This is a genomic window from Algoriphagus sp. (assembly GCF_029254265.1).
Taxonomy (GTDB): Bacteria; Bacteroidota; Bacteroidia; order Cytophagales; family Cyclobacteriaceae; genus Algoriphagus.
Genome location: NZ_JAQWXX010000090.1, coordinates 49,731 through 62,528, shown reverse-complemented (window position 1 = coordinate 62,528; position 12,798 = coordinate 49,731). Strand labels below are relative to the sequence as shown.

Here is a 12,798-nt window from a genome sequence, read left to right as displayed (position 1 = left end):
GGTCAAAACCGTTTATTTTGACCTAATTTAGTACCCGTTAAGACCGCAAGAAAGCGATTGTCACTGGCTGTCACTTCTAACTTATTTGGCTACTGGTGCATTTGCGGATATACATATTTAAAAATTATCGAATAAAAACCGACTTACTTTTCCAATCCTTTAGCGCCATATATGAAACTGAGAAAACATGACTGACGAGGACTTCAATCCTCATCATTTACAGCCATACCTAAATAAAATTAACCTCCTGGCGATTTCTCAAAACTTATAGAATAAGTGGGTACCCCCTATTTCACACTTATTGAAATTTGAAAAAACATGGAAATTGAGGTAAAATTGTCCGTTCTTTGTTTCTCAATTTTGGAGGCTTTTAATTAACCCTAAAGGTAAAAAAACAAAAGCTCCGAATAATAGAATGTAATCAGCCAAGTAATAAAACAATGATTTCAGACGAAAACGATCCAACCCTAAACGGAAAATACTTAGGAACCATCACCAGCGATTTTGTAAAAATCTCTGACACATTAAAAGAGGCTTCTTATCAGGTTCGTACTCGAAAGTTCTCCGAATACCCGATTTTCCCAATATGCAAAGAGATGCAACCGATCGGTAAAATTTTTATCGGGAAAGCAGAAAAAGACTTGGATTGGAATTACTTCATCACCTATTTGGATGAGTTTGTTCAGCGGAAATTAATTCCAGAAGAAGCTATTGAAGACTTCCAAAAAGCATACAAAGATCCGGATGAATTCTGCTGCTTATTTGTAATTGATGGCGCATTCACCAGCTTCGTTTACATTCCCTATCCAAATGACTAAACTATCATGATTATAAAAAAAGGCTTTACTGAACAGTTTCAGTAAAGCCTTTTTATTTATTGATTAAGAGTGACTTATAAACACTTAAAAGAAGTTATAATTTAGCCTTTTTAGTTTCGATGTCGGTCTCTTAAAAATGCTTCCAACCCTGCGCTTTAATTTGGACTGCGGTTCCACTTTTGGTAACTAAATACTTTCCTTCTTCTGATTTGGTGATATGTCCAATGAAGTGGATATCCGGATGCTTTTCTACTTTTTCGAAGTCTTTCTGATTGATCGTAAAAAGTAGTTCGTAATCTTCGCCGCCATTCAAAACACAAGTGATCGGATCCAAATTCAGCTCAACAGCAGTATCAAATGTCTGCTTATCGATCGGCAGTTTGTCCTCATAAATCGTCGCTCCCACTCCAGAAGCCTTGCAGATATGGAAAATCTCCGACGCTAATCCATCAGAAATATCCATCATGCTAGTAGGGATTATTCCCAATTCTTTAAACTCATGAATGATATCCATCCGAGCATCCGGTCGAAGCTGCCGTCCAGTGACCACGGTATATTTATCCAATTCAGGCTTCATATCAGGATTGGCAAGGAAGACTTGCTTTTCTCTTTCTAGCACTTGGAGACCTACCAGAGCTGCTCCCAAATCTCCAGTCACGCAAAGTATATCATTCGCTTTTGCGCCAGATCGATAAGTAATTTCCTCCTTTTTAGCTTCGCCAATCGCAGTAATAGAAATCACCAACCCTGACCTCGAAGCGGTGGTATCTCCACCTACTAGATCGACTCCATAATGATCGCAAGCTGCATAAATACCCTCATAAAGCGCCTCTACGGCCTCCAATGAAAAACGATTGGAAAGACCAATGCTGACAGTAATCTGCTTAGGGATTGCATTCATTGCAGCGATATCTGATACGTTCACCGCAACAGCTTTGAATCCCAAATGAGGTAGTGGAGCATAGGAAAGGTCAAAGTGAACACCTTCCATCAACATATCAGTGGATACCACTTTTACATGATCTCCCGCATCAATAACTGCCGCATCATCCCCAATCCCTTTGATGGAAGATGAATTCCTGATTTTTACTTTTTTGCTTAAATGATCTATGAGGCCAAATTCACCTAGATCGGCTATTTCTGTTCTTTTTTCAGACATGATTCGATTTATGATTTAAGAAATACGAGAACGTACTTTGGAGTAACAATAATTAAGGGCTGAGCACTCTAACTTTACAACCTTCAGACTTTGTAACCTTGCAACATTAAAATTTTTCTTGACAAAGCTCCACCAAAACGCCGTTTGTACTTCTTGGATGCAAAAATACCACTAATTTATTGTCTGCGCCTTCCTTTGGTGTTTCATTCAGGATTTCAAAGCCAGCTTCTTTTAATCGGACTACTTCAGCCATTATATCTTCCACATCAAATGCGATATGATGCACACCTTCTGACTTGCGGTCAATAAACTTTGCGATAGGAGAATCTGGTCTAGTCGCCTGCAGCAATTCTACTTTGGTTTCTCCCACTTGAAAAAACGAAGTATCTACTCCCTCGCCTTCTACTTTTTCTGTTTTGAAATGGGCTTTTCCCAACAATTTTTTGAAAAGCTCATTCGATTTTTCAAGGTCTGCCACTGCAATCCCGATATGTTCGATTTTCCTCATTTTTAAAATTCTTATATTTGAACTGAATTATTTCGGGAGCAAGGCTGTTTTGTCCCTGATTGAAAATAGAATTTAAAGGTACAAAGATATGATAATCGTTTCCGACAAAGCCAAGGCGCGAATTTTGGAGCTCAAGAAAGAAGAAGGCAGAACCGAAAATGAAAATATTCGGGTTTCTGTAAAAGGTGGTGGTTGTTCTGGTTTGATGTATGATTTAGGTTTTGATGCCACCCAAGTTGACACTGACCATGTATTCGAAGATAAAGGAGTAAAGATCCTAGTGGACCGCAAAAGCTTACTTTATTTAGCTGGAACTACTTTGGAGTTTACCGATGGATTAAATGGCAAAGGATTTCAGTTTGTCAATCCCAATGCAAACAGAACTTGCGGATGTGGCGAAAGCTTCTCCGTTTAATTTTAATTTAACGAACTCCTAAAAGGCAGCCTAAAAGCTGTCTTTTTTTATGCTTTGTTTTTAAGCACTTCCGACAACTGTACGGGAAGACACAAAGCTTACGTAGAGCGCTACTATTTGAATTATTTAACTATTTCTACCTCTTTCATAGTTGGATGTTACTTCATTTTTGTCCAAAAACCGAAAAACAGACAAGCACTTTTATTTAAAGGGTTTCCCCTATTTCCCCTTCATTCCTTACATTTGCCAACGTCAAAAAAACAATCCCAAATTCATGGAAGATCAAATCAAGAAAATTCAACTAAACGACTTGCACGTTGCCCTTGGTGGCAAAATGGTGCCTTTTGCTGGCTACAATATGCCCGTTCGATACAGTTCTGATAACGAGGAGCATTTGTGCGTAAGAAATGGAGTTGGAGTATTCGATGTATCTCACATGGGTGAGTTTATGGTGGAAGGGCCTGAAGCTTTGAACCTGATTCAAAAAGTAACTTCCAATGATGCTTCCAAACTAGTTGATGGCCAAGCACAGTATTCTTGTTTCCCTAACGAAACGGGCGGAATCGTAGATGATTTGATCGTCTACAAATTTGAGGATGAAAAATACATGTTGGTTGTAAATGCTTCAAACATTGATAAAGACTGGAACTGGGTCAATCAGCACAACACCATGGGAGCGAAATTGACAAATATTTCTGATGAGCTTTCGCTGTTTGCAGTACAGGGACCAAAAGCAATCGAAGCTGTACAGTCATTGACATCAGTAAATCTTTCGGAAGTGAAATTTTATCACTTTACTGTAGGAGATTTTGCAGGAAAGCAAGACGTAATCATTTCGGGAACTGGCTATACCGGTTCAGGAGGATTTGAAATCTATGTAAAGAATGAGGATGCGGAAGAGGTTTGGAATGCCATTTTTGAAGCAGGAAAAGACTTCGACATCAAGCCGATTGGCTTAGGAGCAAGAGATACTTTACGTATGGAAATGGGCTATTGCCTTTATGGAAATGACATCACCGACACCACTTCTCCTATCGAGGCTGGTCTGGGATGGATCACCAAATTCACTAAAGATTTCACCAACTCAGAAGCGCTAAAAGCTCAAAAAGAAGCTGGTGTGACTCGTAAGTTGGTTGGCTTTGTGATGCAAGAGAGAGGAATCCCTCGTGGACACTATCCTATCGTGGACGCAGCTGGTGAATTAATCGGAGAAGTGACCTCTGGCACGCAATCTCCAAGCATGGGAGTAGGCATTGGAATGGGCTATGTGAAAACAGAATTTGCTAAGCCTGGAACAGAAATATTCATCCAAGTGCGAAACAAGAACCTTAAAGCTCAGGTAGAGAAATTGCCGCTATTGAAAGCATGAACAAAGTAGAAATCTGCTTTAGTCCAGAGCTCATTCATCTTCATTCACTTGAAAATAAAATTGTGGTGGTAGTCGATATCTTTCGTGCTACCTCCACGATGATTGCGGCTTTGGCCAATGGAATAACTGAGATCAAAACCTTTGCTGATCTGGAAGAATGCAGACAAATGTCCAAAAAAGGTTATTTGATTGCGGGCGAGCGGAATGGTTTGACTGCAGAAGGCTTTGAATTGGGAAACTCTCCCATTGCCTATTTGGATGATGCCTTCAAAGGACGAAAACTAGCGATGACCACGACCAATGGGACATTGGCCATCTCCAAATCAAATGGAGCTTCTGAGATTTTGATCGGCTCATTTCCGAATCTTTCTGCTACAGTTTCCTATTTACAATCCAAGAATCAAGACATTTTGATCCATTGTGCAGGCTGGAAAGGCATGTTTAACTTGGAGGATTCGCTTTATGCTGGAGCCTTAGCTAAAAGTCTTGAAGCGACGCATGAAGCTGCGGAAGATGGAGCTTTAGCCATGAAGGTACTTTTTGAAAAGGAAGGGCACGATTTAAAAGGCTTTCTCTCACAGGCCTCCCATGCCAAGCGACTCCAAAATCACAATATCGAAGCTGATATTGATTTTTGTTTGACTTTGGACTTATTTGGTTTAATCGGAATTGTCCAAAACGATGTTTTGAAAGGGATTGAAGTATAAAAAAACAAGCAAACTGACTTTTGTCAGGAATTGATACAGGAAATGACTTTATTATTGTCTTGAAATAAAATTTAAAGACAATGATCCAAAAACATCAATTAATCGAAGAATTTCCAGAGCACGCTGATAGAATCCATGAATTGAAAGAGAAGAACTCTCATTTCAAAAAATTATTTGACGAATACGATGATCTCGATCATGAAATCTATCGAATAGAAACTGATTCTGAGCCAGCATCAGATGAAACGCTTAATAAACTCCGTGCTGAGCGGGTGAAGTTGAAAGACGAACTTTATCAAATGCTATTAACCCTATAAAAAATGAGCCTGAGGATCTCCTCAGGCCCATTTTTTTATTTCCTCACTCTTCTCGCGCCCATCTAAATAGGTAGATATTTTAAAACTTATTAAAGCCCGACCTTAAAATTTAGGCTTTCAAAGTGCCTCCATTTTGATTCTTATTTCTTTGCCAAAGGTCTGAGCTCCACTTTTCTGAAAAATATCTCCGCACCCTCAGATTGAATTTGAATGCGACCTCTACTTGGTTTCACATTGGATGCATGATTTACCAATATTCCATTGAGGTATATCGTAATCTCGTCTCCATCAACAATACATTCCACTTTATTCCACTCACCCACCGGTTTCTCCACGTCCTGAGAACCTCGAAAATCAATCACATCTTTCCAGTTTGGATCACGTCCATACCAATTGATCCGGCCGCGATTTATAGTTGCGAGTTCACCTTTGGGTTGAAAAACATAAGAACTTCCCTGCTTTTCCGGTGCTACCGGACTCGTAATGCTAAAATTTTCACTTCCATCTCCGACCACAATAAAATCGCCAGTTCCACCCTCAATCAGCTGGCATTCGATGGAATGCATCCAGATCCCATCCGATGCCCCATCCTCTCCAATTGAATGCAAGAGAATTCCAGAATCGCGGGCATTTTCCAATCTCGGAGCAAAGGTTTTTCCACCCAATTTGAACTCTACTATTAGCCGATAATTCTCATATTCCTCATTGGAAGTAATTCCTCCCCATTCCTCTCCAGAAATCCTGATCATTCCATTCTGGACAGTGAATACATTTTTCGGATCAATATCCCTTACTCGATTTTGCACAAAAGTGTACCAGCCATCGAGGTTTCTACCATTAAAAAGAATGACCTTATTTTTAACATATGTGTTTGATCTGCCTTGAGAAAAGACCACCGAAGTCACAATCAACAAAATCGATAAGAGAACAACTTTTTTCATTTGGAATTTTTGGTTTGAAAGGAAAAGTCAATTACTGTATTAAGTAGGGAGAGTTTTTTGATTCATAGTTACTACTTCACTAAAATTCCACCATCAATTGGATATGCCGAACCGGTAATCCAAGATGCCTCGTCGGAAACCAGAAACAAAGCCAAAGACGCAATATCTTCTGGGCGTCCAAGGCGTTTCATAAGTGTATTATTGGCAGTTTGCTGCACGATGCTGTCAGGATCTTCAAAGGCTTTGGCAGAATCCCAGATCAAAGGAGTATCGACAGGACCTGGACAAATCGTATTGACCCGGATTGTTGGCCCGTAATCCAACGCCATTTCTTTAACCAATGCCACCAAAGCAGCTTTGCTTGCGCAATAGGCGGCATGGTTGGGAAAGCTTTTAAACGCTGCTATTGAACTATTGGCAAGGATTACCCCTTTACCATTTTTTTGCATCTCAGGTATCGCAAATCTGCTCAGATAAAATACAGAATTCAGATTTGCGCCTATGGTTTCATTCCATTCTTCAAAGGAAATATCCGTCACCGATCCCAATCCTAACTTTCCGGCATTAGTCACGACGATATCAAGTTTCCCAAAATTATGAATCGCTTCTCTGACGAGCGTTTCGTTTACAGCTATTTGAGAAATATCTCCTGCAACAAAAACGGCTTTTCCTCCTTGCTGGATTAGATTTTTTTCCAATTCCTTCCCTCGGAACTCATCGCGACCGCTTAAAATTACGGAAGCTCCCTCTTGGACAAATCTTTCTGCTGTGGCTTTTCCCATTCCACTAGTAGCTCCGGTTATGATGGCTGTTTTTCCCTGCAATCTCATTTTTTGGCATTTATTTAGAATTGACTTTTTATTTTGAAGTCGTATGTTAATACCAGCATTATCTTCTTGCTGATATATCTAGTTTAAATGTTTATCCGCTTTTTTAACGCTAGATAGAAATAGCCCTCAGAAAATCAGGGTAAGACCTGAATTTGGTCAGCATCGGTCATCGGTCTTCCGTCTAGAAAAGCAATGAACATAAGGTTGCCGGCATCATTGCGCATAATCATATTAATTTACTTCAGTTTCTCATTATTCTTATGTCTATCAATATCCCGGATATTTTTCTTTTCAAAGTTTTTTTTCATTGCTTCCGTAAGATCCACTCCAGTCTGATTCGCTAAACATATCAGCACCCAAAGTACGTCAGCCATTTCATCTCCGAGGTCTTTCCCCTTATCAGATTCTTTAAAAGATTGCTCACCATAGGTGCGGGACATGATCCGTGCAAGCTCACCTACTTCCTCCATCAAAATCGTCATATTGGTGAGTTCGTTGAAGTATCGAACGCCCACTGTTTTAATCCATTCATCCACTTGAGCCTGCGCTTCGGCTAATGTTATTTCCTTATTCATTTTGTGATTTTTCAAATCAAATTTATCCTAATATCTTCTCTATAGCTTTTAAAAGTGATTCAATTTCCGATTTCGAATTGTAAATATGAGTGGATACCCTGATCGCATTCACCCCACTTTCGGGAACTTGACGGATCCTGAATCCATTTTTTGCCAGTTCATTTCCCAGCTCTTTAAAATCCTTTAATTCAGATTTAAAAGAAATCATGGCAATTCGGGATTCTTTTTCAGCAGGCGTCAAGATTTGAATCTTAGAACCCAAATCCTGAAGACCGAGATATAAATACTCATTTAAATCCTTAATTCTAGCTTCCACTTTATCCTTTCCGATTTCCAAATGATATTTCGCAGCGGCAGCAGCACCCACATATAGTGCCCGACTTTGTGTCCCATAATCATAGCGATGTGCAGTTGGATTCAAACCATAAAGTGCCGGTGGATTACTCGTCATATCCCAACCGTCATCCGAATAGCCACCAACTTGAATCGCTTGAAGTTCATCGAGTAGTTCTTTTTTCACATACAAAAACCCCGTCCCAACTGGCCCTAGTAACCACTTATGAAAACAGCCTGCATAAAAATCACAACCCAATTCTGAAATATTCAAGTTAAAAGTTCCTGCTCCATGTGCTCCATCAATAGCAGAATAAATCCCTTTCGACCTGGCTAAATCAGCAATTTCCTTAATTGGAAAAACCACTCCGGTAGTACAAGTCACGTGAGGAACTGCAATCACGCGGGTCTTAGTATTGATCAGATTTTTGATTGCTTCAAGATTTTTCGCTTGTGTGTCCTGAGGCTCAAAGGTCTTGATGATGATCCCATCAAGCTTAGCTCTATTCAGCCAAGGGAGTCCATTCCCGACATGTTCATGAGTGGTAAGAATAACTTCATCGCCTTTATTCAGCGGAAGTCCCCAAACCATGATGTTTATCCCTTCAGTAGTATTATGTGTCAGGCTGAGTTCATCAGTCTCGACTCCTAAAAAACCTGCAAGTTGAGCTCTCTCCTGATCAAAGTGGCCATATTCCCCTGAGCTATTGATTTCTTCCAAACAGGCATTCATTGCTTGACTGACAGCATATGGTGCTGGTCCGAATGTTCCATTATTTAGGTAAACTCTTTTTCGAGTTAATGGAAAGCCATTTCGGATTTCTTCCCAGAAATCAGCTTCAGATAACGTATGATCAATCTTTGACTTCGAAAAAGCAGCTGATGAATTGCCAATAAACATCCCAGAAGCAAGAAAACTTGCACTTAGCTTTCGCAGAAACCGTCTTCGGTTAGACATGATTATTTGTTATTTGGGAATATCAATTGATCCTTTAATACTTCAATAGTGAGTTTCAAATTACGACTAGTACCTAGATTTCCGATGGTAAATTCATGAAAAATTTAGATTAAATTGATTTTTATAATAACCCGTTTTGTGCGCAAACAATGAAAACCAAAAACGCTAATCACTTAAAATTCTTTCTATTGATCGGGGTTTTCTTTGGGAATATATGTTCCCCTTTTGCACAACAGATAAATGACGAGCTTCCAAATGTGGTTCTACTCTTAGGCGATGACCATGGCTGGGATGAAACCGGCTACAATGGACATCCTTATCTGAAAACTCCAGTTTTGGATGAGTTGGCAGAGGTAGGGGTTCGTATGAATCGCTTCTATTCCGCATCCCCAGTTTGCTCACCTACACGTGGAAGTATTTTGACGGGGAGGCATCCTAACCGCTACGGAACTTTTACTCCGGGCTATTCGATTCGCCCAGAAGAAATAAGTATTGCTTCCTTGATGCAGCAAAAAGGATATGCAACTGCGCATTTTGGAAAATGGCATCTAGGTCCAGTAAAAGCAGAATCACCGACCAACCCTGGAGCGATGGGCTTTGACGAATGGCTTTCACACGATAATTTCTTTGAGCTGAACCCCTATTTATCAAAAAACGGAGCGGATCCAGAACTATTCGAGGGAGAGAGTTCGGAAATCTTAGTACGGGAGGCCATGGACTTTATTGAAAAAGCAAAGGCGGCAGGAAAACCATTTTTTGTGGTGATTTGGTATGGTTCTCCTCATGAACCCTATAGTGGATTACCGGAGGATATGGCGCTTTACTCTAATTTACCGGAGACATTTGCAACTAAGGAAGTTCGGCTAACTTCCAACGAAACAGGACTGCCTGTCACCAGACTTCAAAGAGATGTATTGCAGGAGCGATTTGCCGAAATCACTGCAATGGACCGAAGTATAGGAGAATTAAGAAATTATCTTGACGCCAAAGAACTCAAGTCAAACACCTTATTATGGTATTTTGGAGACAATGGCACTCCACAAGAAGCAAATGCAACCGTTCCCTTCCGGGAGCAAAAAGGGAGTATTTACGAAGGGGGAATCCGGGTGCCGAGTGTTTTGGAATGGCCCGCAGGTCTCCCATCTGCACTAGAAAGTAATGTGATTATGAATAGTGAAGATGTCTTTCCAACGCTAGCTTTCCTCATTGGAGAGGAATTACCAAATCGACCCATCGACGGAATCAATCTTATGCCTTTCCTTTCCGGAGAAAAGCTGGAAAGGCCCAGTCCAATGATGTTTTGGAATGGCAGTCCAAGAGATTTGCCACTTAAGGATCAGAAACCTTATTTGGATCCAAAGCTGCAAGAAGGCACCTCTCCTATGGTCAAATTGATGAATGGAAAGGCTACTCGTGATTTTAGAAACTATATTCAAACTGATATTATTACCTCAGATTTCCAAGGGGATCGGGCGATTATCGACAATCGATACAAATTGGTTTTAACCGAAAGCAAAAGTGGGGAAACCCAATTCGAATTGTTTGATTTGCTGCAAGATCCCGCGGAAACAAACGATCTAAAAGAACTTTATCCAGAACTCACTAAAAAGATGAACAATCAGCTTCGCATTTGGCAAGAATCTGTCTTAAACAGTTTATTGGGAAATGATTACAAAATGAATAAATGAAAGCACTCCTCTATGAATCCTTCCAATCCCAACCCATCATTACCCAAGTTCCTGATCCAAGTCCAAGCAAATCGGGAGTAGTCATCGATGTAAAAGCCACCGGACTTTGCCGATCTGATTGGCATGGTTGGATGGGTCATGATGAAGACATTGAGCTTCCTCATGTTCCCGGACATGAATTTGCAGGAATAATCCAGGCTGTCGGTAGTGAAGTGAAAAATTGGAAAGTAGGCGATCGAGTCACTGTTCCTTTTGTTTCAGGATGCGGCAAGTGTCCGGAATGTGCATCTGGAAATCATCAGGTTTGCGACGATCAGTTTCAGCCAGGATTTACACATTGGGGTTCTTTTGCGGAATTTGTTGCCATCGATCGGGCAGATATTAATTTGGTAATGCTTCCGGAAACCATGACTTTCCAAACTGCGGCAAGCCTAGGCTGTAGATTTGCGACCTCATTTCGAGCTGTAGTAGATCAAGGGAAAGTAATAGGCGGCCAATGGGTTGCCATTCACGGATGCGGTGGAGTCGGACTTTCGGCGATTATGATTGCAAATGCTCTAGGAGCTCAGGTTATTGCAATTGATATTGACCAAGAGAAATTGAAATTGGCCCGAAAAATCGGAGCGGTAGCCACGATTGATGCCAGCAATTCGAATGTGATAGAAGTGGTTCGGGAAATTTCCAAAGGTGGAGTCCATGTATCGGTTGATGCACTTGGAAGCCCAGTGACCCTTTTCAATTCTGTGTCTTGTCTGCGAAAGCGTGGAAAACATATTCAAGTAGGCCTTTTACTTGCCGATCAAAAAAACAGTGCAATCCCAATGAATTTGGTGCTTTCCAAAGAATTAGAAATCTATGGAAGTCATGGAATGCAGGCGTGGCGATATCCCGAGATGGTTCAAATGATTACAGCGGGAAAAATGAACCCGAAATTATTGATTGGCAATTCCATAACTCTGGAGGCAGCAGCAATTGCTTTAACAGAAATGAATGAATTTCGGGGACAGGGATTGACAATAATTGATCAATTTTAACTCAAGAAATCATGTACAAAAAAGCCTCATCTGTGGAAGAATACTTCAGTTGGCAAACGGAAGCCAATCAACAAAAACTTCAATCTATCCGAGAGACGATCTCAGCAGCCCTACCGGAGGCAAAAGAGGTGATAAGTTATCATATGCCAGCATTTAAGACTACCGAGATATTGGTCTATTATGCTGCGATGAAAAATCACATTGGATTTTATCCCAAAGCCGAAGCAATTATTGAATTCAAAAAAGAACTAGCAACGTACAACACCTCAAAAGGGACCATTCAATTCCCATTGGACCAACCCCTCCCTTTGGATTTGATCAGAGACATTGCAATTTTTAGAAATGAGCGGGTGAAAATTCAGAAATCTAATATTTAAGTCAACTCAAAAACACGATCAATTTTAAAAAAATAAAAGCAGAGTACCTTTGGTAATTAATGGGACATCATGAATAATCACTACAGGACAATCACCTGAATTTAAACATTTTATATCGGAAGATATTATATTTAATAGCCCTGAAAGGGCTTCATAACAAAGCAACGGTCGCCATGCCGTTGTTTTTGGATAAATAGATTTCATTTTTAAAGCCCTGAAGGGGCGTAATACTATGGGGCAATCACTCGTTAAAAATTATGTGCACATCATTTTTAGCACCAAAAACAGGCAGCCATTCATCAGTCAAACATATGAAGATGAACTCTTTAAATACCTAGGTGGAGTTTGCAAATCCTTAGACTGTACGCCTATTCAAGTTGGGGGCTATTTAGACCATGTCCATATTCTTTGCCTCCTGAATAAAAATATAACCATAGTGAAATTACTAGAGGAATTAAAAACGAGTTCTTCCAAATGGATGAAAACTCGAGCAAACGAATTGAGTAATTTTTATTGGCAAGATGGGTACGGCGCATTTTCGGTAAACCCAAGTCAGGTCGATACTGTTACTAACTATATTCAAAAACAGCGGGAACATCATGATCGTAAATCGTTCCAAGATGAGTACCTCGCTTTTTTGAAAAAATATAGGATTGATTTTGATGAGAGATATGTATGGGGTTGATTTGCTTTTTGGATTACGCCCTTTCAGGGCTGGGAAATTATTGCTCGAACAATTCGATGGGTTTCACCCATCGCTAAATATTTA

At 40.2% G+C, this 12,798-nt stretch carries 15 protein-coding genes; 9 read left to right on the top strand and 6 right to left on the bottom strand.

Annotation, left to right across the window (positions count from 1 at the left end):
• Positions 1-440 precede the first annotated feature (440 nt).
• The gene (locus P8O16_RS13600) at positions 441-818 is read left to right on the top strand and encodes a hypothetical protein (RefSeq protein WP_300315971.1); all 378 of its coding nucleotides are present in this window, start codon (positions 441-443) and stop codon (positions 816-818) included.
• Between the two features lie 130 nt (positions 819-948).
• On the opposite strand, the gene thiL is transcribed toward P8O16_RS13600, so the two are convergent.
• Both thiL and mce read right to left on the bottom strand, forming a co-directional pair.
• Complete coding sequence (gene thiL / locus P8O16_RS13595; RefSeq protein WP_300315969.1) at positions 949-1,977, bottom strand: thiamine-phosphate kinase; 1,029 nt, start codon at positions 1,975-1,977, stop codon at positions 949-951.
• A gap of 106 nt (positions 1,978-2,083) precedes the next feature.
• Complete coding sequence (gene mce / locus P8O16_RS13590) at positions 2,084-2,485, bottom strand: methylmalonyl-CoA epimerase (protein ID WP_300315967.1); 402 nt, start codon at positions 2,483-2,485, stop codon at positions 2,084-2,086.
• An 88-nt stretch (positions 2,486-2,573) separates the two neighbouring features.
• Here mce and P8O16_RS13585 point away from each other — a divergent pair, with 88 nt between their 5' ends.
• The 4 genes from P8O16_RS13585 to P8O16_RS13570 all read left to right on the top strand — a co-directional run bounded on the left by P8O16_RS13585 (position 2,574) and on the right by P8O16_RS13570 (position 5,293).
• The gene (locus tag P8O16_RS13585; RefSeq protein ID WP_300315965.1) at positions 2,574-2,900 is read left to right on the top strand and encodes an iron-sulfur cluster assembly accessory protein; all 327 of its coding nucleotides are present in this window, start codon (positions 2,574-2,576) and stop codon (positions 2,898-2,900) included.
• Positions 2,901-3,174: 274 nt separating this feature from the next.
• The gene (gcvT, locus tag P8O16_RS13580) at positions 3,175-4,269 is read left to right on the top strand and encodes a glycine cleavage system aminomethyltransferase GcvT (RefSeq protein ID WP_300315964.1); all 1,095 of its coding nucleotides are present in this window, start codon (positions 3,175-3,177) and stop codon (positions 4,267-4,269) included.
• Complete coding sequence (locus P8O16_RS13575; RefSeq protein ID WP_300315962.1) at positions 4,266-4,976, top strand: 2-phosphosulfolactate phosphatase; 711 nt, start codon at positions 4,266-4,268, stop codon at positions 4,974-4,976. The genes gcvT and P8O16_RS13575 overlap by 4 nt, the downstream gene beginning before the upstream one ends.
• Before the next feature lie 80 nt (positions 4,977-5,056).
• The gene (locus tag P8O16_RS13570; protein WP_300315960.1) at positions 5,057-5,293 is read left to right on the top strand and encodes a YdcH family protein; all 237 of its coding nucleotides are present in this window, start codon (positions 5,057-5,059) and stop codon (positions 5,291-5,293) included.
• A 140-nt stretch (positions 5,294-5,433) separates the two neighbouring features.
• On the opposite strand, the gene P8O16_RS13565 is transcribed toward P8O16_RS13570, so the two are convergent.
• From P8O16_RS13565 to P8O16_RS13550, 4 genes are all read right to left on the bottom strand, one after another.
• Complete coding sequence (locus tag P8O16_RS13565; RefSeq protein ID WP_300315958.1) at positions 5,434-6,234, bottom strand: DUF1080 domain-containing protein; 801 nt, start codon at positions 6,232-6,234, stop codon at positions 5,434-5,436.
• A gap of 71 nt (positions 6,235-6,305) precedes the next feature.
• Positions 6,306-7,064, bottom strand: a complete 759-nt coding sequence (locus P8O16_RS13560; RefSeq protein ID WP_300315956.1) for an SDR family NAD(P)-dependent oxidoreductase — start codon at positions 7,062-7,064, stop codon at positions 6,306-6,308.
• 236 nt (positions 7,065-7,300) lie between these two features.
• A complete protein-coding gene (locus P8O16_RS13555) occupies positions 7,301-7,639 on the bottom strand; it encodes a nucleotide pyrophosphohydrolase (RefSeq protein ID WP_300315954.1) in 339 nt (112 codons plus the stop codon).
• Positions 7,640-7,661: 22 nt separating this feature from the next.
• Positions 7,662-8,930: an aminotransferase class V-fold PLP-dependent enzyme gene (locus tag P8O16_RS13550; RefSeq protein WP_300315952.1), complete on the bottom strand. Its 1,269-nt coding sequence runs from the start codon at positions 8,928-8,930 to the stop codon at positions 7,662-7,664.
• Positions 8,931-9,079: 149 nt separating this feature from the next.
• Between P8O16_RS13550 and P8O16_RS13545 the strand changes: the two genes are divergently transcribed.
• The 4 genes from P8O16_RS13545 to tnpA all read left to right on the top strand — a co-directional run bounded on the left by P8O16_RS13545 (position 9,080) and on the right by tnpA (position 12,714).
• On the top strand, positions 9,080-10,618 hold the full coding sequence (locus P8O16_RS13545) for a sulfatase-like hydrolase/transferase (RefSeq protein WP_300315950.1): 1,539 nt from the start codon (positions 9,080-9,082) through the stop codon (positions 10,616-10,618).
• A complete protein-coding gene (locus P8O16_RS13540; protein WP_300315948.1) occupies positions 10,615-11,652 on the top strand; it encodes a zinc-dependent alcohol dehydrogenase family protein in 1,038 nt (345 codons plus the stop codon). Before P8O16_RS13545 ends, P8O16_RS13540 begins: the two co-directional genes overlap by 4 nt.
• A gap of 11 nt (positions 11,653-11,663) precedes the next feature.
• On the top strand, positions 11,664-12,029 hold the full coding sequence (locus P8O16_RS13535) for a DUF1801 domain-containing protein (RefSeq protein WP_300315945.1): 366 nt from the start codon (positions 11,664-11,666) through the stop codon (positions 12,027-12,029).
• Between the two features lie 232 nt (positions 12,030-12,261).
• Positions 12,262-12,714 carry an IS200/IS605 family transposase gene (tnpA, locus tag P8O16_RS13530; RefSeq protein ID WP_300315942.1) on the top strand — a complete coding sequence of 151 codons (453 nt, stop codon included), beginning with the start codon at positions 12,262-12,264 and terminating at the stop codon, positions 12,712-12,714.
• Positions 12,715-12,798: the final 84 nt, after the last annotated feature.